At 54.3% G+C, this 21,298-nt stretch carries 19 protein-coding genes and 2 tRNA genes; 8 read left to right on the top strand and 13 right to left on the bottom strand.

What is annotated here, in order from left to right; translation table 11 throughout:
- Positions 1-4: 4 nt before the first annotated feature.
- Positions 5-79: transfer RNA gene (locus tag TR2A62_RS16560), tRNA-Thr, on the top strand.
- A gap of 187 nt (positions 80-266) precedes the next feature.
- Here the strand turns inward: TR2A62_RS16560 and TR2A62_RS16555 are convergent.
- Together TR2A62_RS16555 and TR2A62_RS17785 are read right to left on the bottom strand one after the other, a co-directional pair.
- A complete protein-coding gene (locus TR2A62_RS16555) occupies positions 267-659 on the bottom strand; it encodes a hypothetical protein (protein WP_150103523.1) in 393 nt (130 codons plus the stop codon).
- Positions 660-898: 239 nt separating this feature from the next.
- A complete protein-coding gene (locus tag TR2A62_RS17785) occupies positions 899-2,932 on the bottom strand; it encodes an ATP-binding protein (RefSeq protein ID WP_009159640.1) in 2,034 nt (677 codons plus the stop codon).
- A gap of 1,172 nt (positions 2,933-4,104) precedes the next feature.
- On the opposite strand from TR2A62_RS17785, the gene TR2A62_RS16535 reads away from it, so the two are divergent.
- Positions 4,105-4,311: a hypothetical protein gene (locus tag TR2A62_RS16535; protein WP_150103522.1), complete on the top strand. Its 207-nt coding sequence runs from the start codon at positions 4,105-4,107 to the stop codon at positions 4,309-4,311.
- A gap of 515 nt (positions 4,312-4,826) precedes the next feature.
- A tRNA-Thr gene (locus TR2A62_RS18590) sits at positions 4,827-4,897 on the top strand.
- A gap of 159 nt (positions 4,898-5,056) precedes the next feature.
- Here the strand turns inward: TR2A62_RS18590 and TR2A62_RS16530 are convergent.
- From TR2A62_RS16530 to TR2A62_RS16520, 3 genes are all read right to left on the bottom strand, one after another.
- On the bottom strand, positions 5,057-7,030 hold the full coding sequence (locus TR2A62_RS16530; protein WP_009158311.1) for a proline/glycine betaine ABC transporter permease: 1,974 nt from the start codon (positions 7,028-7,030) through the stop codon (positions 5,057-5,059).
- Entirely contained in the window at positions 7,030-8,049 is a 1,020-nt protein-coding gene (locus tag TR2A62_RS16525; RefSeq protein ID WP_009160787.1) for a glycine betaine/L-proline ABC transporter ATP-binding protein, read from the bottom strand. The genes TR2A62_RS16530 and TR2A62_RS16525 overlap by 1 nt, the downstream gene beginning before the upstream one ends.
- Positions 8,050-8,124: 75 nt before the next feature.
- A complete protein-coding gene (locus TR2A62_RS16520) occupies positions 8,125-9,075 on the bottom strand; it encodes an ABC transporter substrate-binding protein (protein ID WP_009160767.1) in 951 nt (316 codons plus the stop codon).
- A 272-nt stretch (positions 9,076-9,347) separates the two neighbouring features.
- Here TR2A62_RS16520 and TR2A62_RS16515 point away from each other — a divergent pair, with 272 nt between their 5' ends.
- The 4 genes from TR2A62_RS16515 to TR2A62_RS16500 are packed head-to-tail and all read left to right on the top strand — an operon-like array spanning position 9,348 to position 14,386.
- Positions 9,348-10,598: a sarcosine oxidase subunit beta family protein gene (locus tag TR2A62_RS16515; protein ID WP_009160035.1), complete on the top strand. Its 1,251-nt coding sequence runs from the start codon at positions 9,348-9,350 to the stop codon at positions 10,596-10,598.
- Positions 10,598-10,885 carry a sarcosine oxidase subunit delta gene (locus tag TR2A62_RS16510; protein WP_009158665.1) on the top strand — a complete coding sequence of 96 codons (288 nt, stop codon included), beginning with the start codon at positions 10,598-10,600 and terminating at the stop codon, positions 10,883-10,885. Before TR2A62_RS16515 ends, TR2A62_RS16510 begins: the two co-directional genes overlap by 1 nt.
- The gene (locus TR2A62_RS16505) at positions 10,882-13,830 is read left to right on the top strand and encodes a sarcosine oxidase subunit alpha family protein (protein ID WP_009158718.1); all 2,949 of its coding nucleotides are present in this window, start codon (positions 10,882-10,884) and stop codon (positions 13,828-13,830) included. Before TR2A62_RS16510 ends, TR2A62_RS16505 begins: the two co-directional genes overlap by 4 nt.
- Positions 13,823-14,386, top strand: coding sequence for a sarcosine oxidase subunit gamma (locus TR2A62_RS16500; RefSeq protein ID WP_009160342.1), 564 nt, complete (start codon positions 13,823-13,825; stop codon positions 14,384-14,386). Before TR2A62_RS16505 ends, TR2A62_RS16500 begins: the two co-directional genes overlap by 8 nt.
- On the opposite strand, the gene TR2A62_RS16495 is transcribed toward TR2A62_RS16500, so the two are convergent.
- Positions 14,383-15,387, bottom strand: a complete 1,005-nt coding sequence (locus tag TR2A62_RS16495) for a GlxA family transcriptional regulator (protein ID WP_009159561.1) — start codon at positions 15,385-15,387, stop codon at positions 14,383-14,385. The two genes, TR2A62_RS16500 and TR2A62_RS16495, sit on opposite strands and share 4 nt — an antisense overlap.
- Before the next feature lie 126 nt (positions 15,388-15,513).
- On the opposite strand from TR2A62_RS16495, the gene TR2A62_RS16490 reads away from it, so the two are divergent.
- Entirely contained in the window at positions 15,514-16,143 is a 630-nt protein-coding gene (locus TR2A62_RS16490; RefSeq protein ID WP_009159019.1) for an XRE family transcriptional regulator, read from the top strand.
- A 201-nt stretch (positions 16,144-16,344) separates the two neighbouring features.
- On the opposite strand, the gene TR2A62_RS16485 is transcribed toward TR2A62_RS16490, so the two are convergent.
- The 7 genes from TR2A62_RS16485 to TR2A62_RS18855 all read right to left on the bottom strand — a co-directional run bounded on the left by TR2A62_RS16485 (position 16,345) and on the right by TR2A62_RS18855 (position 21,291).
- On the bottom strand, positions 16,345-17,409 hold the full coding sequence (locus TR2A62_RS16485; RefSeq protein ID WP_009158034.1) for a DUF3445 domain-containing protein: 1,065 nt from the start codon (positions 17,407-17,409) through the stop codon (positions 16,345-16,347).
- A 12-nt stretch (positions 17,410-17,421) separates the two neighbouring features.
- On the bottom strand, positions 17,422-18,384 hold the full coding sequence (locus TR2A62_RS16480; protein ID WP_009160199.1) for a PDR/VanB family oxidoreductase: 963 nt from the start codon (positions 18,382-18,384) through the stop codon (positions 17,422-17,424).
- On the bottom strand, positions 18,381-18,983 hold the full coding sequence (gene dmmA / locus TR2A62_RS16475; RefSeq protein ID WP_009159134.1) for a dimethylamine monooxygenase subunit DmmA: 603 nt from the start codon (positions 18,981-18,983) through the stop codon (positions 18,381-18,383). The genes TR2A62_RS16480 and dmmA overlap by 4 nt, the downstream gene beginning before the upstream one ends.
- A 59-nt stretch (positions 18,984-19,042) precedes the next feature.
- Positions 19,043-20,116 carry an aminomethyltransferase family protein gene (locus TR2A62_RS16470; RefSeq protein WP_223296132.1) on the bottom strand — a complete coding sequence of 358 codons (1,074 nt, stop codon included), beginning with the start codon at positions 20,114-20,116 and terminating at the stop codon, positions 19,043-19,045.
- Positions 20,017-20,625 carry a methyl-accepting chemotaxis protein gene (locus TR2A62_RS19265; RefSeq protein ID WP_083791084.1) on the bottom strand — a complete coding sequence of 203 codons (609 nt, stop codon included), beginning with the start codon at positions 20,623-20,625 and terminating at the stop codon, positions 20,017-20,019. Before TR2A62_RS19265 ends, TR2A62_RS16470 begins: the two co-directional genes overlap by 100 nt.
- A 27-nt stretch (positions 20,626-20,652) precedes the next feature.
- Positions 20,653-21,030 (bottom strand): PAS domain-containing protein, encoded by a 378-nt coding sequence (locus TR2A62_RS16460; protein ID WP_190275721.1) that lies wholly within the window; start codon positions 21,028-21,030, stop codon positions 20,653-20,655.
- 93 nt (positions 21,031-21,123) lie between these two features.
- Positions 21,124-21,291, bottom strand: a complete 168-nt coding sequence (locus TR2A62_RS18855; protein WP_009160727.1) for a hypothetical protein — start codon at positions 21,289-21,291, stop codon at positions 21,124-21,126.
- Positions 21,292-21,298 lie beyond the last annotated feature (7 nt).

Genomic DNA, 21,298 nt, shown 5'->3' with positions numbered 1-21,298 from the left:
CAGTGCTGTGGTAGCTCAGTGGTAGAGCACACCCTTGGTAAGGGTGAGGTCGGGAGTTCAATCCTCCCTCACAGCACCATTAAGATATTGAAAAAAAATCAATATTTTATGAAGTTGCTTTTCCAAAAATACCGCAAATCCAGCAATGCTGGATTACCTTACCTCGGACCTCACCCCAACAGGTCCGAATGTCTTTTGTGTCTCGCGGTCAAACAGACACCACTTGCCGGTGCGCCACCCCCGGCCAGACGATCCTGACTGCCACCCTATTCATCCCTGTCCCCGACAACCATGTCGGCAAACTTGGAAGCCGCCGAGGCCAACGACCCGTATTGGATCGCGCCCGCACGTGGCGCTGCCAGCGTCGGCACGGTTGGCGTTACGGAAAGCAGAGCGGACAGGAACGGCCCGACGGTAAGCAGGTAGGCGCTTTTGACTGCGGTGTGTTCCGCTTTATTGGTGTTCGGGCTGTTGCAGCCAAGGCCGGGGACAGCCTTCAACACGTTCTGAATATGCGAGAGAGTGTAGGCTACGCCCGCGCCCGACGACACGCTCGTCAGATTGCGCTCAAAACGCATACCGTAAAGAATGTTGTAAGGAATATCGAACGGCCCATACACGCCCGACCGGCTCACAGCCGTCCACAAAAACTCTGGCATCCTGACGGGTGTATTCTTCTACAATCTTAGAACCACAGATCTCAGCCAACCTATTTACAGCAATAAAAACAGGCTTAGGGTTGATACCCTTTAGTTCGACGTATTCTTGTGTGATTTCAACTAAATTAGTCATTTTGTTATCCTTATGTTTTCCCAAGAGGAATCGACATAAGAATGAAGCCCCCACACAGACTCACTTACCGCCATCGGTACCGCCTATATTATTGATTAATATGGACTTATATTACCTGATCAGAATCATTTAGTACCATATCTGCGAAATACTTAGTAACGACCTCATCTTTAGGCTCCAGCGCTTTCGATATGGCACTCAGCAGGTCCATCCGGCTAACAGGTTTCATCAAACTAATCTCCGACGGCTTGAGCCGATTGCCCTGCGCTGCAGTTTCTGACGCATAACCAGACAAGAAAATGCAAGGAATGTTTGGATTGATCAAACGGATCTCTTTTGCTAAATTGGGCCCCAGAAGTGTGCCCGGCATGATGACGTCTGTCAGAAGAAGATCAAACCCACACTCGGACTTGAACACCTCCAAAGCCTCGTCGCCGCTGTTTGCTGTCGTGACAGAGTGTCCTGCATTTTCCAGAATGCTTTTCAGTATGTTCATGACTTCTATCTCGTCTTCGGCAACCAGGATTTTTGCACAATTTTTCGGTGAATGAAGCCGTTTGCGGACGTGACGAGTGGGTTTATCGGCCACTTGCTCAGCCGATTTGAAATAAAGTTTGAATGTCGTGCCAACGCCAACTTCGGAATAAACACGGATGGCGCCACCGGACTGCTTGATAAAACCCTGCACCATCGAAAGGCCCATCCCCGACCCTTCCCCGACGGGCTTCTCAGTATAGAAGGGTTCAAAGATCTTTTCGAATTTATCTGCTGGAATACCATGTCCTGTATCGCTGATGCCGAGCACGACATAGCTGCCCGGTCCGATATCCTCATCCCGATCAGAGTTATATTTGTCGTAAATTTGCAGGTTGGCGGTTTTAATCGTCACCTTGCCACCCTCCGGCATTGCATCCCGTGCGTTTAGAAGAAGGTTAATCAGCGCATTCTCCATTGACGTGGGATCCAGTTCAACATCCCAAAGCTCCGCAGCTAGCGAGTTTTCGATAATTACCGTCTCAGGCAAAACCCGAGCGCCCCACGTCATTGTGTTTCGAATTATCTGGTTTAAGTTTATGTGCGTCGGTTCAAGATGTGCGCGCCGTGCAAAGCTGAGCAGGTTTTTCGTCAGGCTTGCGCCACGCATGGTCGCCTCAATCGCGTTCTCGATTAACTCTCGTTTATCGTCATCTTGAGATGTTTCAAGGCTTAGTTCCAGATTGCCAAGGGTAACAGCAAGCAAGTTATTGAAGTCATGTGCTACACCACCTGTCAGCGTGCCAATGGCCTCGACCCGTTGTGACTGTCGCAGGCGCGCTTCTGCCTCGCGCAACTCAGTTATATCAATACTCGTGCCGATGCTTGCGGTCACATTGCCAGCTCTATTAAAAACCGGTTCGACTATTTCATAGATATACCGGATCCCACGAACTGGATGCAGGGCGCGGTATTCAAAAACTTGAGTTCCAAAGTCATCCAGTCGTGCGATGGCGTTCTTGACGACGTGACGGTCATCAACATGCACATGGTATGTATAAGGATTAAATTGTGCAGTTTTTAGAACAAATTCATTGGGTGTTAAGCCAAAATTTGCGGCGTACCGTTCGGAGCAGAAGGTACAAGTGTTGGTGGTCCTGTCAAACTCAAAGTGACCGATGCCGGCAATTCGGATCGCAGTCTCTAGTCGCGCTTCACCTTCTGCGACCTTGGCTACTTGGATGTCTTTTTCAGCCGTTTCTTCCATTAATGCCAGTTGAAGCAATTTCTCTTTTTTAGTCAGCGACCGAATGCTGGTATCAAGTTGATCTCTCAACCGACCAAGCCGGAAGCCAACACCTACAAAGAGCAGTGATCCGAGTGCCACCTGTAGAGCGCCTCCAGTCAAAGTGGGAGGGCCAAAACTTTTGAAATAGGACATAACGAGGAAGGCTCCTGCGGCAATCCCAGCGATGAGCCCCGAACGTTTTCCGCCTTGTGAGCCTGCAAGGCCAACACAAACAATGATGATCAAAAACGGCACAGGAAGAGCAAAGCCAGTAAACCGAGTGGCCTCGACGATTGCGATTGAGAGCAGCGTCGGAGCTACCCAAGAAAGTCTAGCGCCCTGCTGAACAGAACTCCCAAGTAGTCGCTTCAATTCCATCTAAATTGTTTCCAATCTTAACGTTACTGTGTCGGTTTATAATGCCCTTTGTTTCCTACAAACTCGCCTTATTCATTTTCTGCTGTCTTGTTTCATGATCAATCGGCAAAAGCATGCCATTGTCGGTGTGCTTGCGTTTTGGACCGTAGACATCTCGATGCAGTCGAATACATTCAGCAGGGCGGCACCGCGCATGAACTGAGGGGAGGACAACAAACGAAGCTCCGCCTTGGGGGGGCATCTTCCGTAGCTCTGAGGGACAGAGGCCAGTGGAAGAGATTGCATACGTAATCATCTGAGCATTCGTTTGTTGATGAATCTTGGCTAACACAGAAAGTCTCACAATCATAGCCATTAGTGTTGTTTTTGTATACTAACGAATATATTGCTAGTTAACATCAGTCTGCTCGTTTGGGGCTACCTGCGGCATCGAAAAGGGAACAAACCCATGAAAAAACGTGTTTCGCAATGGTCACAGCAAATGGTCTGGCGGTTGCGCCAAGGTTTTTTGACCGGAGTTTGAGAGTGGCGTTTTTTGGGAAGCTAGTATTGCAGGTCGTGGTAACTGGCCTAGCTGTAGCTACCTTTAGTCTTTTTCAATCTGTCTCGACGTTTCAGCGCAAGGCAGCGTACAAATCCTAGAGGAATGCCAACAGGCCATTTCTGAGGGTAACCAAACTGCTGTAGCAGATGCGGTTGCACCCATCGACATACCCTTGGTCCGCCAAGCGACGCGCATCTTTGCGGCCTTGCTGTTCAAATCTGCGATGTGCGAAACGAAGCCGGCGTAGTTTCAAAGTGCCTGTAAACCAAAACGCCAAACCGACACACGAAAGGGCAACGCCCCCGATCAAGACCCATAAAATCAGGGCGGAATGGCGTCCAGCGCCCGCCCATCCAATGAAGATGCTTGCGGCCCAAATGACTAATAACTGTGTTGGCCCGATGACATCGCAGATCCTTCTGAATGAACGTAACCTTGTCGATGTTAGCATCGGATATTGATTAACCTATCGTGTCGAATTCATGTGAAGAGTATTCAATTGGCAGGGCGTAAAGACAGCCACTTTGTGAGGCCCTAACCTCCTCGCCCGACGCATGTGAACGCAAGCAGGTTCCGTGGCTTAGGGGGCGTTTTCGGGCAAGCCCAATACAAGGAGAACTTAAAGCAGGTGGACGCACGACGAAGCAGTGCGACCGTTGGTCGAGGCGTGAGAAGTAGCTCGGCGCTGATCGCATTTGCTGAATTGTTTCTTCAAATTGAGATCGAGCAGATTGATTTCATGAGCGCTATTTATGATTTTGACACGCTTTATTTACCGCTCGAGCGTCATGCCAAACTCAAGGGTATGCACCACGCTGCGCCCACATTGTTATGACATATTCTTGTAAACGGCGACGTCCCACGCGGAGACGTTGCCGGAATCCTGGGGACCTCTCCAAGACTTTCGCCCATGATCATGACGGACATGCTGAAAGACGGGATAATAGGTTCGACCACTGCACGCGGGGCGCTTTCTTTGCGATTCCCGCCAAGCGAGCATGACCTCTTATTTCCCCGTCTATTTATTGAAGCACAACCATTCCATCAGTGTCTGACGTCAGCGCCTATGGGGGCGGTGCAGCCGCCGGACAGGGAAAGGAACGCTTGCGGCTTCTCAAAATACTCATGGCAGGGCCGCGAGTTGACCGAACAAATCAAGACACGGTAGGTTTAGTGTCTGTCAATCCAGCATCAGAAATGGTGCTGGATTTTTGCTGGATTAAGGTGTGTTCAGCGCCCAAAATCCAGCATTTCTGGCTCGTTTGTCCGTTTGTGTCTCTTTTCCTACACAAAAACTCACACAAAGGGCCTTTAAAATGAGGGTTTATTTAGGTTTTTGTCGGTTATTTTGTAGTCAGAAATGGACAGACTTACACTTGGTAAGGGTGAGGTCGGGAGTTCAATCCTCCCTCGCAGCACCACCGTTGTTTTCTTGAAAATTCGACGCACCACAATCCCACCGCACCAGCCGAAATCGACCATTCACCGTGATCTGTTCGTGGGTTTGCAAACCGGCACTTCCCCAAAAAATAGGCTACCACGATCTCTCGCAGCGGCCCAAAAAATCTTGTGGTGGGAAATCAATCCAATCCCAGCGCGGCCTTTTTCTGACGTGCCCATTCCATGATGACCATGTCACACGTCAATGCCATCAGCGACACGCAAATTCCGAGAACAAAGTTCTTGCCCAAGTCGGTCCCTGCCAGTGTCCGCTGCAGTTCTTGGCCCAAATCCTGCGTGCCGATAAAGGCTGCAATGATGACCATAAAGAACGCGAACATGATGGCTTGGTTGAACCCAACAGCCATTGTTGGCAACGCCAGCGGTAATTGAACATTCACCAGCTTCTGCATCTTGGTGGCCCCCGACATATCGGCGGCTTCGGTCATCTCTGGTGGCACATTGCGCAGCCCTTCGACCGTATAGCGGACCAGTGGGACCATCGCGAAAATCAGGATCGACATGACAACCGAGGTCGCAGTGATACCGAACAACATGATCGCAGGGATCAGGTAGATAAAGCTGGGGAAGGTTTGCGCCGTGTCACATGCCAGTAAAACCCGACGTGACCACCGTTCAGATCGCGCGGCGAACACCCCGATAGGAAGACCCAAGAGAATCGCAATCGCAACAGCCGAGAGGACAGAATAGAGCGTGATGACCGACCGGTCCCACCATCCCGAAAACGCGACCAAGCCAAAGAACACGGCCGCAAGGACCGCTGCTTTCTTGCTCGCCATCGCAAGCGCAAAGGCCACAATAAACATGATAAAGGCTGATGTCGGGATCGACAGAAGGAAATCGCGGAACGGGTTCAGAACCCACACGTTCAATACATAGCGGATGCTGCCCGTCACTGCCTGAACACCGTCCAAAGCCAAAAAGGTCTTGATCGCGGTGTCCATCTCTTTGCCTTTGGACCACGTCTGTTTGCGGCCAATCTCGCCGAACCATTCGACAAAGATCGCCAAAATCGTAAAGCCGACAAAGGCTGCCAGCCCGAGGACCAGATATTTGTGTCGGACCCACCACGGTGTGCCGCGCTCAAAATGCTCGGGCAGCTTGACGACCCATGCCTTGGACAGGCGGTCCAACGTGACCGCCAGCAGCACAATCGTCACACCAATTTCGAAAGAACGGCCCAGTTTGAAACTGCCCATCATCGCAAGCAGTTTGGCCCCAAGCCCCGGCATCCCGATGAATGCGGTCAGAACCACCATCGCGAGACACAGCATTATGACTTGGTTCACACCGACCAGAATCTCCGTCCGTGCTGCGGGTACATAAACGTGCCGCAGCATTTGCCAGCGGGAACAGCCCGACATTTTGCCAGCCTCAATGACCTCGGGCGAAACTCTTTGCAGACCTAAGGTCGTCATCAGGATCATTGGCGGGATCGCATAAACGATTGTTGCCACCGCACCAGCCGTTGGTCCGACTTTGAAAAAGATCACCGCAGGCAAGAGATAAGTGAAGAATGGAAGAGTTTGGAGAACAGACAGAACCGGCTTGATCACGCGATTAAACGCTGGTGACTTCCACGCGGCGATCCCCAGCAACAAACCAATAACAAAGGCCAAAGGCGCCGCAACGACGAGAACCGACATCGTCTCCATCGCGATTTTCCACTGTCCGATCAATGCCGTCCAGACAAAGGTGCCACCCGCGAGCAGCGCTAAACGCCAGCCCCCTAAATAGTAGCCCGCAACAGCGGCCACAGCTGCAATCGCGCTCCATGGAATGGGTCCTAGATTAGGCCATCGTCGCTTGCCAAAGAGCAAGTTAGCGGTGGTATCCAACAAGACCTGCAATTGTTCGGTCAGAAAACGTGTCACGACCAGCAGGCCCAGATCGTCCTTCACAAAGTTAAAGAACGCGTCCAGCCACGGCGCAAAAGGCGGAATCCATTCTTCGGGCAAGCGGTGAAGCCACGCAGGCAACAGGCCGCTGTATTGAATGATCGTCACGACCACAGCCGTGATCGCAAACCCCGCAGCAAGCTGTTGACGGCTCCAAACTTTGGGAACAGTATTGTTTGTTGTCACGCTGGCCATCAGTCAGCCTCGAGCAGAACAGTCAGACCATCTGCACGCTCCATCGCGCCGATAATTTCCCCATCCAAAGCGACAGGGATCGTTTTACGTTTATCGTGAACCAGCAAATTGGCGAGCTGCTTGACGTTTGATTTTGCATCGACAGGCTCGCCCGTGCCTTTCTTGCCCGAGATTGCCAACACGCCAGCCGTAATGACCCGCGCCTTGTCGATGTCTTCGGTGAATTTGCGCACATATTCAGTTGCGGGCTTCAGCACGATTTGATCCGGCGTATCGCATTGTTCGACCGCGCCGTCCTTCATGATGGCAATCCGATCGGCAAGCCTAAGGGCCTCGTCAAAATCATGCGTGATAAACACGATCGTCTTGTTCAGCATCTGCTGCAGACGAAGGAATTCGTCCTGCATTTCGCGGCGGATCAATGGATCAAGGGCCGAGAACGGCTCGTCCAGAAACCAGATATCCGGCTCAATCGCGAGGCTACGGGCAATACCAACACGTTGTTGTTGGCCGCCTGACAGCTCACGGGGAAAATAATCTTCGCGGCCTTCAAGGCCTACGAGTTTGATCACCTCTAACGCGCGTTCGCGTCGGGTGTGGCGGTCTTGGCCGCGCATTTCGAGTGGGAAGGCAATGTTGTCCAAAACAGTGCGGTGCGGCAACAGACCAAAGGATTGGAACACCATCCCCATCTTGTTGCGGCGCAAATCAATCAGTTCTTTTTCCGACAGCGACATGATGTCTTGGCCGTCGACTTCGATCGTCCCGCCAGTGATGTCATGCAATCGCGAAAAACAGCGAACCAAGGTCGATTTCCCAGATCCTGACAGGCCCATTATGACCAACATCTCACCCTTGAGGACATCAATCGATACGTCGCGGACACCTGCAATATAGCCCTGAGCGCGAATGTCTTCAAAGCTCATCTCTGGTTTGATTGTTTTTAGATGTGCTTCGGGATCGGCACCAAAGAGTTTCCAAGCGTTTTTACAAGAAATGACAGGGGCTTGCGAAGACATGTGTCACCTTTTGGGATAAGTGACCCCGCCCGGAAAACCGGACGGGGCTGGTGTCGTTTTAAACGTTTGGGTGGCTTAGTTCAGCCAAGTCTTCCAAACGTCTTCGTTTGCTTCCAGCCACTCAGCAGCGGCATCTTCTGGCTCGAGCTCGTCGATGTCGACCAGTTTAGCCATTTCAGCAATCTGTGGGTTGGTGAACGAGATGTTCTCGAGAATGCCGTATGCGTTTGGCCATTTCTCTTCCATACCGTCCCAAGCCGCTTTCTTGAGGTAGCCCGTAGCTGGGTTGCCGCAATCATACAGCGCATCTGGGTTTGGACCAACAGCTGGATCTTTGTCACAGCCATCTTCCCATGCTGGGAACTCGACGAACTCACCTGGCCATACAGCCTCGGCAAAGTTTGGTGTCCAGTTAAAGACAACCACTGGACGTTTGTCCGCTTCGGCAGCGCCGATTTCAGCCCAAAGAGCTGCAGCCGATCCCGCGTTTACAACGACAAAGTTCATATCGAGCGCTGCAACACGCTCTTGACCGTGCTTGAGCCAGTCCACTGGACCGTCGAGGTAACGACCTTTGTCGCCAGTCTCAGGTGTCGCGAACAGAGCCGCACAATCGTTCAAAGCTTCCCAAGATGGCAGGCCTGGGCATGCATCTTTGGTCCACATTGGATACCACCAGTCTTCGCGTGTCACAGCGTTGTGGTCACCCACATCGACGATACCGCCCTTTTCCAAAGCCGCGCGGAACGAAGCGCCAAAGGCCCCTTCCCATACTTCCAGCTCGAGTGTGACGTCGCCCAGACGGACCGACTCGTACACCGCTTGGCTGTCAGTTGTGACGTACTCAACGTTGTTGCCAGCCTCTTCGAGGATTTGACCTACAACATTCGACATCACGATCTGGCTGGACCAGTTGTGAATTGGAATGACGATTGGATCGTCACTGTCACCGTGACCGGCAGCCATTGCAGCGATTGGAGCGATTGCCAATACGCCAGCTGTCAGTGCTGTTGTGAATTTTTTCATTTTTAGTCTCCCTTTGAACAGTGCGCCACACTTGGCGCGCCCAACCCCTAGACGAGGCCGTGAGAGGCGATGCGATTCTCTTGTGACCACTAACACCTCAATGACCGCAGTCTGACCAATTATTCCTACCAATCAAGTTTTTTTCTTGCCGATGAAACAATCGGATGTCGCTCAATTTTTCATCGCGTCGGTTTTGCGGTGGCAAATGTCTAATATCACGAGGACGTGCGCCCCGTATCGGACCACATTGAGATTGCGAAAGGATGCATCTCATGAGGTACTCTGGATTTCAGGTCATCAAGCAGGCCCTCACTGGGCACAAAGGCTGGGCGCCCGCGTGGCGAGATCTCGAGCCACAACCACACTATGACATTGTCATCATCGGTGGTGGCGGTCACGGACTGGCGACGGCCTACTATCTGGCCAAGGAATTTGGGCAGAAAAAGATCGCAGTGATTGAAAAGGGCTGGATCGGCGGCGGCAACGTAGGTCGGAACACCACAATCATCCGTTCGAACTATTTGCTAGATGGGAACGAGCCGTTTTACGAATTCTCACTAAAACTTTGGGAGGGGCTCGAGCAGGACTTTAACTATAATGCGATGGTGTCCCAGCGCGGCATTCTCAACTTGATCCACTCTGACGCGCAGCGAGATGCGTTCACCCGTCGGGGCAACGCCATGATCCTAAATGGTGCGGATGCGGAGATGCTGACCACCGCGCAGATCAAAGAACGCTACCCGTTTCTCAACACAAATGACGCACGTTTTCCGATCAAGGGCGGTCTTGCCCAGCATCGTGGCGGCACAGTTCGTCATGATGCGGTGGCTTGGGGTTATGCGCGCGGCGGCGACAGTCGCGGTGTAGACATCATTCAAAATTGCGAAGTCACCGGCTTTAAAATCGAAAACGGCAAATGTCTGGGTGTCGAGACGACCAAAGGATTTATCGGCGCCACCAAGGTTGGTTGCGCTGTTGCAGGCTCATCCTCGCGCCTGATGTCCAAAGCAGAGATGCGCCTCCCGATGGAGAGTCACGTTTTGCAGGCCTTCGTGTCCGAGGGACTGAAACCTGTCTTGCCCGGCGTCATCACCTTTGGCGCAGGACATTTCTATTGCAGCCAGTCTGACAAGGGAGGCCTTGTTTTTGGCGGCGACATCGACGGCTACAACTCTTATGCCCAGCGCGGCAACTTGCCCGTGGTCGAAGACGTCTGCGAAGGCGGCATGGCAATCTTGCCTGCGATTGGGCGTGCACGATTGCTGCGGATGTGGGGCGGGATCATGGACATGTCGATGGACGGCTCGCCCATCATCGACCGCACTCATATCGAAGGCCTATATTTCAACGGTGGCTGGTGCTACGGCGGGTTCAAAGCAACGCCCGCCTCCGGCTTTGCCTTTGCGCATTTGCTGGCCAAAGACGCCCCGCACGAGACCGCAACCGCATACCGCTTCAACCGTTTCGAGACCGGTCACATGATCGATGAAAAAGGGATGGGCAATCAGCCCAATTTGCACTGATGATTATCAATCACCCCTTGCTAGGCCCCCGCGACAGCGCCGAATTCACCTATCTTGGCGATGCGCGCCTGATCGACCGCCCCGACTGGCAATCCGACACAGCCACGGCAGAATTTCACGACTATGGCTATCTGCGTGACAACCCAGCGGGCAATCACCGCGAGCTGTGGTTCCACGAAGGCGGCGACCGCTCTTGGCTGGTTGTCACCCGCAACACTGTCACTCACGAGATCAAGTCAGTCGAACTTGCCCGTGACGTGGCCCGTGCACAGGGGCGTTCCAAATGACCCAGAAAAATCGTCTTAAAGGTGGTCAAATTGACACCTCGCAAACTCTGAATTTCAGCTTTGATGGCAAGCAGTTCACAGGACACCCTGGTGACACGCTGGCATCGGCTTTGGTGGCAAACGGTGTTCGGCTGATGGGCCGTTCGTTCAAATATCACCGTCCACGCGGCCTTTTGACCTCGGGCTCAGAAGAGCCTAATGCGTTGGTCGAACTGCGCGCCGGAAACCGCCAAGAGCCGAACACACGTGCGACGACGATTGAATTGTTTGATGGTTTGCTCGCCAAGAGCCAGAATCGCCTCGGGTCGCTCAAGTTCGATCTGTTGTCGATCAACGATCGGTTCTCAAACTTTCTCGCCGCTGGTTTCTACTACAAAACCTTCATGTGGCCTGCCGCTTTTTGGGAGAAGATTTACGAACCGATCATTCGCAACGCAGCGGGTCTTGGCTCGCTCTCGCTTGAGGACGATCCGGACGTCTATGATAAAGGGTTCCTGCATTGTGATCTGTTGATTATCGGCGCGGGGCCATCGGGCGTTGCTGCCGCTCTGACCGCTGGTCGTGCCGGTGCGCGGGTCATTCTCGCCGACGAAGATTTCCGTATGGGTGGACGTCTCAACAGTGAAACGATTGCTGTGGGCGACGCTCATGGCTCTGATTGGGCCGCCCAAACCGTAGCCGAGCTGGCCACCCTTCCAAATGTTCGCATGATGGCACGCACAACAGTGATCGGTGCGTTTGACCATGGCACCTATGGCGCGGTTGAACGGGTCAGCGACCATCTCCACACCCCTGACGCTGGCAAACCGCGACAGATCCTGTGGCGTCTCTATACCAAACGAACATTGTTGTGTGCGGGTGCAATCGAACGGCCTATCGCGTTCGAAAACAACGACCGTCCTGGCATCATGATGGCAGGTGCGGTGCGCAGCTTTGCCAATCGCTGGGCCGCGACACCGCACGAACGGGTCGCTATTTTCACCAACAATGATGACGGCCACCGAACCGCCGCTGATCTACATGCAAAAGGCGTCAAAATCGCTGCCGTGGTCGACACCCGCGAAGGTGCCCCACGCAGCAACAGCTACGAAGTCCTCGCTGGCGCGCAAGTCACGGACACCAAAGGTCGGCTGGGCCTGACATTTGCCGAAGTAAAATTGGCGGATGGCAGCACTCGCAGACTAGATTGCGGCGCGCTGGCAATGTCAGGTGGCTGGAACCCGAATGTTCACATGACCTGCCACCAACGCGGACGCCCGACGTGGAACGATGACATCGCGGCCTTTGTCCCCAGTGCAGAACTGCCTGCGGGCATGTCCGTCGCCGGAGCCGCCACAGGTGTCTTTTCGACCCATGCCGCATTGACCACTGGCGCAAAAGAAGCAGCCGCGATCCTACGCGACCTAGGCATCAAATCTCGTGCGCCAAAGATGCCACAAGCCGAGGATGCGCCAACCAACATCACGCCATTCTGGTATGTCGAAGGCGCAAGCCGCGCGTGGCTGGACCAACAAAACGATGTGACCGTCAAAGACGTCAAGCTCAGCCACCAAGAAGGCTTTCGTTCGGTCGAACATCTCAAACGCTACACCACATTGGGGATGGCCACCGATCAGGGCAAGACATCCAACATGGGCGGCTTGGCCGTGATGGCTGAAATCGCGGGCAAAACCATTCCAGAGGTTGGCACAACGATCTTCCGCCCCCCTTATACCCCCGTCCCGATTGGCACGTTTGCGGGCAGAGCGCGTGGAATGGACTTCCACCCAACACGCAAGACACCCAGCCACACCTTTGCAGAAGAGCGTGGAGCCGTGTTTGTCGAGGTCGGCAACTGGCTGCGTGCGCAGTGGTTCCCGATTGAGGGCGAAACCACGTGGCGTGAAAGCGTTGACCGTGAAGTGTTGGCCACCCGCAACTCTGTTGGCGTTTGCGATGTCACCACATTGGGCAAAGTTGATGTCCAAGGCGCAGACGCTGCGGACTTTCTCAACAAAATCTACTGCAACGGCTTTGCCAAACTTGCTGTCGGCAAAGTGCGGTATGGCCTGATGCTGCGCGAAGACGGCATTGCAATGGATGATGGCACCGCCGCACGGTTGGCCGAAGACCATTTTGTTGTCACGACAACCACGGCCAACGCTGTTGGTGTTTACCGTCACATGGAATTTGTGCGCCAGTGCCTGTTCCCAGACATGGACGTGCAGCTGATCTCGACCACCGAAGGTTGGGCGCAATACGCCGTGGCGGGCCCCAACAGCCGCAAGGTGCTGGAAAAGATCGTTGACCAAGACATCAGCAACGAGGCGTTCCCATTCATGGCCTGTGCAAATATCACCGTCTGTGGTGGTCTGCGCGCGCGTCTGTTCCGCATCTCATTCTCAGGCGAGCTGGCTTATGAAATCGCTGTGCCGACGCGCTATGGCGACGCCTTGATCCGTGAGATTATGACAGCTGGAGCCGATTTCGACATCGTCCCTTACGGCACCGAAGCCCTGGGTGTGATGCGGATTGAAAAAGGCCACGCTGCAGGCAACGAGCTGAACGGCACGACCAGCGCCCTGAATCTTGGGATGGGTCGCATGGTCAGCAAGAAAAAGGATAGCATCGGCAGCACCCTGTCTGAACGCCCCGGCATGAACGAGGCAGATGCGCTGGCTCAGGTCGGCATCAAGCCGACCAATCCGAACGACCCTGTGCCTGCGGGCGCGCACCTGATGGCCGCCGACGGCCCGATCGACGCGGCCCACGACCAAGGGTATGCGACCAGTGCCTGCTACTCGCCCATCTTAGGTCATTCTATCGCAATCGGATTTCTCAAGGACGGCGCAAACCGCAAAGGCGAGGTCATGCGTCTGGTGAGCCCCCTGACCGGTATCGAAACCCAAGTTGAAATTGTCAGCGCCCACTTTATCGACCCAGATGGAGAGCGGTTGCGTGCATAATCTCAAACCCCTCACAGCCCTCGGTGGCGCAGTTGCGGACGTTCAAACCGTCGGAACCCTGACCATTTGCGAAGTGCCTGATTTGGCGCTGGCATCCGTCGCTGCGCGATTGGGTCGCGAAAAACAAACGCTCAAGACGCTCAAGACTTTGGTTGGCGCGACCCTACCCGGTCCGGGCAAGGCATCGCTCAAGGGCGACATCCCGGCCATGTGGATTGGCCCAGACCAATGGATGCTAAGCGCGGACTATGCCGATCACGAAACGCTTTTCGAAACCGTTGCTGGCGCGACCGGAGCCGACGCTTCTGTCACAGAACAGTCCGATGGTTGGGTTTGTTTTGACATCTCAGGCTCGCAAATGCCTGCGATGTGCGAACTGCTGTGCCCCGTTGATATTCACGGCATGGCTGTTGGCGACGCCACGCGTTCTACGATCCACCAGATGGGATGCTTTATCTGCAGAACAGGTGACACCGAATTGCGAGTGATTGGACCACGATCGTCAGCCGGATCATTGCATCATGCACTGATCGCCGCCGCCCATTCGGTCGCTTAGGCCGCTGGGATCGGGCCGTTGTCCTGAACGCGAAACATATTGATTTTGCGGCGATCCTCAGCGGGATGAAGACCAAACACTTCTTCGTAGTTCGCGATCATCGTAGTGGACGAGGCATAGCCAACCGCCAGCGCGATCTCGGTCATCGTATCATTTGAATATAGCACCAACTGCCGCGCGGCCTTCATCCGAAGGGCACGGTAATAATGCAGTGGGCTCTTTCCCGTCGTCTTTTTGAACATTCGTTCCAGTTGTCGACCTGAGACACCGATGGCGTTGGCGACGTCTGCCACGTTGACGGGATCCTCGATATGGCTGGCAAACATATCAACCGCATCACGAACGGCCACTGGCAACATATCATCTGTGCTGGCGGCATTCATGGTCGGGACCCGTTGTGCGACGCCTTGGCGGCGAACCAATGGGTGTTGGAACCAACACGCAACTTCGGTCGCGACACCAGCACCCAGCGTCTCTTCGATCAGGTGAAGCGATAGGTCAAAGGCAGCCGCGGCACCCGATGCCGTAATGCGCCGATCACTGAACGACATCACCTCGTCCGTCGCGGCTAGATCTGGGAACTCGGCATCAAAAGCAGCCGCATAACACCAATGAACCGACGTCGTGCAATCCGACAGCAACCCCGCACGAGCGAGCGGGAAAACACCCCCGCTAACCGCGCCCAGCGTCATGCCGTGCCGCGCGCTTTTGCGCAGCTTGCCCTCAGAGGACGTCGGATTTTCAAAGCGACTGGTGGGGCCACTTAACAAAAACAACTGGTCCAATGTTTCGAGGTCATCCAAAGCAAGATCAGGGTCGAAAGACACCCGAGCACTGGCCTCGACACGCGCTCCGGTCTCGCTGATAAGTGCCCAGTCAAAAGCTGTGTGGCCTACAATTTCATTCGCAGCACGAAGAGGTTCAATCATCGAAGTCAGGCAAGCCATTGGAAAGCCTGGGAAAATCAGGAATCCGAGCTTGATTTTTTTACCAGTATTCATATTTTTACACTATCAGGAAAAAATCCTGCTAAGCTAGAGCCAACATTTCAAAACGAGCGACTTGATTGAGACTGACAAAGGAATAGAAGGCAACCGGTAATGAACGTCGAATCTCCGAGGTCAAATATGAGTGCTGCGCAATTAAGCCAGAACCCCCACAGATTGCGCGAAGTGCGCGAGAATGTGTTGGAAGTCGCGATTGGACGAGAAGTCAAGGGATTCAGACGCCGTCAGAACATGACCGTTGCCGAGCTATCCGCCATGACAGGTCTGTCGATCGGGATGCTATCCAAGATCGAGAACGGCAACACATCACCATCCCTGACCACACTGCAAACCCTCGCTGATGCGCTAACTGTCCCAATTACATCCTTTTTTTCAGGCTTCGAGGAAAAGCGGATGGCGGTCCATACCCCTGCGGGTGAAGGCGTCGAGATGGAGCGGGACGGAACCCGAGCCAACCATCAATACAATCTGTTGGGCCACATTGGTGCCAACGCGAGCGGCGTGATCGTCGAGCCTTATCTGATCACCCTTTCGGCGAAATCAGACGTATTTCCAACGTTCCAGCATGGCGGGATCGAAACGATCTATATGCTGGAGGGGGAAGTTGATTATCGACATGGTGACGCTGTCTATTCGCTGAAACCCGGAGACACGTTGTTCTTTGATGCGGACGCGCCGCACGGGCCAGAGGTTCTGGTAAAGCTGCCAGCGCGGTATCTTTCGATTATTTCGTACCCGCAGAAACGTTAACCCACCGTTCGGGTTCGTTTTCGAACAGATCCCCATGCCCCAAAGATCCAAAAAATATGTAATTTATGTATTTTTGGTTCTGAAATACATAATTTGCATATTTTGGAATCGCCCAAACCCGCGTGTCAATCCGTGCGGTGGCGCAAGGATTGGAACACACAGGTTAAAGCGTTAACCAGTTTGGGACGCCCCCTTGGGACCCTATCTTAGGGGTGGCTCGGTGTCGAAATCAGGCCAGATGCCAGGGCTGGTCGGCTGCCCATCATCAAATTTTGACAGGTAATCGAGCATCATCGGACGGTTGTCGATAAAGCCTTTGTACGTCGCCAATTCCTCGGGGAGATCACGGATCACGCGGTGCAAACGGCGACCCCATTTTGGCATCGTCATCATGTCCTGAAAGCTGCACAGGTAGCAGCGGATCGGGAACACGAGCGCATTTGAACGTGGCAGACGGAAGAACGTCTGAAGCTCGACCCGCAGGTGCTGTTTCGCGCCAATGTTTTCGGGCGTCAGCGTGGTCTTTTGGATACCCCATTTGTGATAGTTCTCGGGCGACGTGTCCAACAGCGGGTTCACGGTCATCGTCCAGTTTAAACGCCGCGCGGGCGAGCCCTGTTGAATGTTCAACAGGAATTTTAGCGCACGAACAAAGATGCCTTTTTCGTGAGCCAGTGGAACCGGCGCATGCCATTCAAAAAAGTTCATGCCGAGATCAAAGTCGAGCGACCAATCGGCCTGTGTCGTGATCATGCCCGCGTCCATCCACAGGTTATCATCCCGTTGATCAAGGACGCAAAAATCACCTTGGGTCTGACGGGTGATGTATTCCATCGGGCCATACGGCAGCGTGGTTTCATCAAGAAACACAAAGCTGTCGTCGATGCCCAAAGGTTTGTTCAGCCAGCGCCAGTTGTCGCCATCGCGGTGCAGTTCGAAGAGATCAGGATAGTCCTCGGATTTGGACACCATGATGAGTTCCAACAGATCCCAGCCCGCCAACGTCATGTGCGGCAGCGACTGACAGCGCAGCGGATCATCGGCCAGTACCATCGCACGGTCGCGCATTTCCGAGACATAATGCTCGTCTACGTCGAAACGCTTTTCATAAATGCTGTCTGCGGGGCCGCCTTGGTGTTGTTCCATGTTGACCGAATACATGTAGCTGTCTTCGTGGAACGGAAACGGAAAGCGTTTGATCGCGCGTTCCGAGTTGTGGAACGAATAGTCGTCGCGGAAGGTTTCGTCGTTGAATTGAATGGTCATTGGATCGCCTCCTTAGCGGTCGAGCACGAGGGTCTTGCCCTCGAAGCGGGACACACATGGCATGATTTTCTGGCCCGATGCGTGTTCTGCATCCTCGAGCCAGTGATCGCGGTGAATGAAATTGCCGGAATAGTCGATAACGCTGGTTTCGCATTGCCCGCACGCGCCGCCGCGGCACAGGTATGGCGCGTCGACACCTTCGCGTTCCATCGCTTCGAGCAAGCTCTCTTGTTCGCCGACTTGGATGGTTTTGTTCGAAATCGCCAGCTTGACCTCAAAGGGTTTACCGGGTTGTGGAGCGAGGAATTCCTCGTAGTGGATCGCCTCGGCAGGCCAGCCCGCAGCCGCAGCCGTTCTGCGCACCCACTCGATCATACCTTTGGGCCCGCACACGTAGATATGCGTGCCAAGCGGCTGACCATCCAGCAGGTTCTGCAGATCGATCATCTGCTTTTGATCATCGTAGTAGACGTGCGTGTTGTTGGGGTGGTTTTCTGTCAGCTCGTCAACATACGAGCCCAGCGCGGATGTGCGGCAGGCATAATGGAGTTCCCATAGGCCATTGCTGCGCTCGAGCTGTTTGAGTTGCGCAAGGAACGGCGTGATGCCGATGCCACCTGCGATAAAGAGGTGTTTACGCGCGCGCAGATCGAGGCTGAAAAGATTGACCGGATAGCTGATGGTCATCTCGTCGCCAACCGACACGTTATTGTGCATGAAGAGCGAGCCACCGCGACCTTCGTCGTCGCGGCGTACACTGATGGTGTAGGCGCTCTGATCGGCCGGATCGGACATCAGCGAATAGGGGTTCATGCGCGTCAGGTCGCCATCGCGCATTTCAACAACCGTGTGCGCGCCGCCGGAAAACGTGGGCAGACGACCGCCGTCGGTGGGTTTGAATTCGAACCGTGTGACCAGATCGTTCAGAGGAACGATATCGGTGACTGTGACGGCGATTTTTGTGGCTCCGCTCATGTGTACAGCTCCTTGGGCTCGGGCACATTGCCGGGGTCTTCGGCGTCGATGCACACACCTTGGTAGGCGGCGAGACGGCGGGAATAGTGGTCGCGGACAAAGAGGTTGAGACCGCAGTGCGAACAGACAAACGGGTCTGTTGCGACGTCTTCGGTGATGCCTTTGCAGTGTACACATTGCATACGGCGCGCGACAGAGCCGCGATGTTCGGTTTGGATTGCCGTGTGCGGGATGCCTGCCTGCATGGCCTCGTTCTGGGCCTGCCCCATGAGACCCTCGGTCCCTGTCAGATACACCTGAAGGCCCATCTTTGCATCCTCGAGCGCCTTGCGGATGCGCTGTTGAGCGGCGGCGTAGCTGGGACCTGCGTAGAACTGGGCGGGGTTCAGGGCGCGCAGGGCATCCTCGTGATCCTCGCCTTTGGGGATATAGATGATATGCGCGGTCGCCATCAGACTTGGGTCTGACTTGGCCAGCTCGAGGATCGCCTCGGCGCCATGGGCATCGGCAATCAACAGATGGGCCGAACCTGCGCGGGGTTCCAGGGTGCCGTAAACGGGGCGGCTGCGAATGCTGTCGGGGAATTTGAATGTGGACATAGGGTCTCGTTCATTAAAGGACAAAAGGCGCCCCCGTTCAAACGGGGACGCCTAGAGTGTTAACCTTTGGCGGTGCGGACCGATTTGTCCTGATCGTAGAACGGCATTTCTTCGGCTGTGGCGGCAAGCTCGGTGCCGTTTGGCTGAACAACGGTCAGTTTTGTGCCGGGTTTCGCCGCATCAGGTGCGATACGCGCGATAGCCACGGAATACCCGTTCAGTTCAGAGGACAGGCCGTATGTGATCACGCCGATGTCTTTGCCATCTTGGTGGACACGCGCAAACATTTCCATCTGCTCCATGCTGCCGGACAGTTTAACGCCGTAGATCTTGAAGCGTTCTTTGCCTTTGGAAGCATAGTGGTTTTCGGAGCCGATAAAGCCCTCTTTACCCGGTGAAACCGTAAAGTCGAGACCGAGTTCCCACAGGGTATCGCCACAGGGCGAGCCATCCTCGAACGGGAAGGTTTCCGAGTTGTCGCCAGGATAGAACAGCAGGTAGCTCTCGATGCGGAGCATATCGAGCGTGCTGAACTGAGTTGGGCGGACGCCTTCGGCTTTGCCTGTTTCAAGAATGTTGTCCCACAGATGAACAGCGTCTTTGCCGCGGCAGAAAATCTCGTAGCCACGCTCGCCAGTATAACCGGTCCGCGAGATCATCACGTCACGACCAAAGAGGCGCGTTTGCATGATGCCAAAATAGGCGAGATCGCGGATCGCTGGAATTTCCTTGGCGAGGATGTCCACCGAGTTCGGACCCTGAAGCGACATGTCGTGCAGATCGTCGTCCATAAGGACGGTACAGTTTTTCGCTGCAGCAACTGTCGTCAGCTGCTCCATCCCAGTGCCTGTGCCGTGGACGACAAGCCAAGAGTTCACCGCGAGGTGGTAGATGATGCAGTCATCGATGAATTTGCCGTCCGAATTCAGGATCGACGCATAGGTCGAACGACCGGGTGCGATTTTCTCGACGTTGCGGGTGGTGACGCGGTCGATGACATAGGCCGCATCGGGACCCGTCACGTGGACCTTTTTCAGACCCGAGACATCCATGAGGCCTGCCTTGGTGCGGATAGCCTCGTAATCGGCCTTGGCCCGCTCGGGGGTGTTGTCATAGAACCAAGCGGTTCCCATACCGTTCCAGTCCTCAAGATCACCACCGATTTCGGCGTGACGATGAGCGAGTGCAGACGTTCTCCATAAAATGGCCATATATTTTTTTCCTTATGACGACTCTTTTTGTATTTGTCGTATTCAGCCCGACCCCATTCTAAAAAGCAAGAATGTGGTGCAACTTTTTTTCCTGTCAGGTAAATTTTTGTCACTTCTCGCCACTCATTTGGGCGCTCGGGCGCACAGAGGGGCCGATCCGGAATCGTCCAGTCGTTGATCTGGCCATCCAAACGGGATGCAATTTCTTGGGCCCAGCCGGAATTGGCCGCGACGAGCCCATTGATTTCGCGCGCGATCACCGACAATCTCCGCCCTGTATCGCCTGCACGGGCGGCCTCGATCCGGGCGTTTATCGACAACATCGAGAGCTGTTGGACCGATCCAAGGATGTTTTTGGCAAGACGCAGAATTTCGGTGCCGACCTGATCGGTTGTCTCAACCTTATCAGCCAGCTCTTGGCGCAGGGCCATTTCAGCGCTGGCATCGACGATCAGACCCTAAAGGTATTCGATCTCGCCCTCGCCGTTTCGCACAGCCCCGGCACGTTCGCGGATCCAGACAGGATGTCCGTCTACATGGCGCAGGCGGTATGACATGTCCCATTCGATCCGTTTGGCGATCGCGTCATCCACAATGCCAAAGACGCGATCGGTGTCTTCGTGCCACGTGATTTCGAAAAAAGAACGCGTAGCGTTGCCGACGACATCCTCGGGCCAGTAGCCTGTGATTTTCTGAACATGCCCCTCGATCTGTTGCATCGTGTAATTGCGATCGTTCACGCAACGAAACACGAATGCATCAGCGGTGGTGAACACACTGCGGAACATCCGAAGGGCGGCGTCATCAGTACGAGGGATGATGGTATGGGCAGACATGGCGTCGTGCATAGCCGACGCAGATTACCAAATCGTAACTAAAAAAGGACCGCCCCTGAGGGCAGCCCTTGGTCGTTTGGCATCTGAAACGGCTTAGTCGAATTTCTTCGCTTTTGCTGTTTCAGAGCGTTGACCTACGACCAGTACCGCGACGCAGATCACTGCAGCGATAAAGGTGGTCAGACCGGGCAGCGCTGTGCCCCAGCCCATAAACATGGCACCGTCAACGACAGACCAGCTTGCTTCTTCATATGGGAACATAGTGGTT

Source organism: Thalassobium sp. R2A62 (genome assembly GCF_000161835.1).
Classification (GTDB): Bacteria; Pseudomonadota; Alphaproteobacteria; order Rhodobacterales; family Rhodobacteraceae; genus Thalassobium.
Note: the sequence above shows the minus strand (reverse complement) of the source record. Positions and strands in the feature narration are given on the sequence as shown.

What these genes read in the sequence shown, in the direction of transcription:
- TR2A62_RS16555 (WP_150103523.1), bottom strand. Translation starts at nt 659, where the DNA reads ATGCCAGAGTTTTTGTGGACGGCTGTGAGCCGGTCGGGCGTGTATGGG.
- TR2A62_RS17785 (WP_009159640.1), bottom strand. Translation starts at nt 2,932, where the DNA reads ATGGAATTGAAGCGACTACTTGGGAGTTCTGTTCAGCAGGGCGCTAGA.
- TR2A62_RS16530 (WP_009158311.1), bottom strand. Translation starts at nt 7,030, where the DNA reads ATGGCCAGCGTGACAACAAACAATACTGTTCCCAAAGTTTGGAGCCGT.
- TR2A62_RS16525 (WP_009160787.1), bottom strand. Translation starts at nt 8,049, where the DNA reads ATGTCTTCGCAAGCCCCTGTCATTTCTTGTAAAAACGCTTGGAAACTC.
- TR2A62_RS16520 (WP_009160767.1), bottom strand. Translation starts at nt 9,075, where the DNA reads ATGAAAAAATTCACAACAGCACTGACAGCTGGCGTATTGGCAATCGCT.
- TR2A62_RS16515 (WP_009160035.1), top strand. Translation starts at nt 9,348, where the DNA reads ATGAGGTACTCTGGATTTCAGGTCATCAAGCAGGCCCTCACTGGGCAC.
- TR2A62_RS16510 (WP_009158665.1), top strand. Translation starts at nt 10,598, where the DNA reads ATGATTATCAATCACCCCTTGCTAGGCCCCCGCGACAGCGCCGAATTC.
- TR2A62_RS16505 (WP_009158718.1), top strand. Translation starts at nt 10,882, where the DNA reads ATGACCCAGAAAAATCGTCTTAAAGGTGGTCAAATTGACACCTCGCAA.
- TR2A62_RS16495 (WP_009159561.1), bottom strand. Translation starts at nt 15,387, where the DNA reads ATGAATACTGGTAAAAAAATCAAGCTCGGATTCCTGATTTTCCCAGGC.
- TR2A62_RS16490 (WP_009159019.1), top strand. Translation starts at nt 15,514, where the DNA reads ATGAGTGCTGCGCAATTAAGCCAGAACCCCCACAGATTGCGCGAAGTG.
- TR2A62_RS16485 (WP_009158034.1), bottom strand. Translation starts at nt 17,409, where the DNA reads ATGACCATTCAATTCAACGACGAAACCTTCCGCGACGACTATTCGTTC.
- TR2A62_RS16480 (WP_009160199.1), bottom strand. Translation starts at nt 18,384, where the DNA reads ATGAGCGGAGCCACAAAAATCGCCGTCACAGTCACCGATATCGTTCCT.
- dmmA (WP_009159134.1), bottom strand. Translation starts at nt 18,983, where the DNA reads ATGTCCACATTCAAATTCCCCGACAGCATTCGCAGCCGCCCCGTTTAC.
- TR2A62_RS16470 (WP_223296132.1), bottom strand. Translation starts at nt 20,116, where the DNA reads ATGGGAACCGCTTGGTTCTATGACAACACCCCCGAGCGGGCCAAGGCC.
- TR2A62_RS19265 (WP_083791084.1), bottom strand. Translation starts at nt 20,625, where the DNA reads ATGGCCCTGCGCCAAGAGCTGGCTGATAAGGTTGAGACAACCGATCAG.
- TR2A62_RS16460 (WP_190275721.1), bottom strand. Translation starts at nt 21,030, where the DNA reads ATGTCTGCCCATACCATCATCCCTCGTACTGATGACGCCGCCCTTCGG.
- TR2A62_RS18855 (WP_009160727.1), bottom strand. Translation starts at nt 21,291, where the DNA reads ATGTTCCCATATGAAGAAGCAAGCTGGTCTGTCGTTGACGGTGCCATG.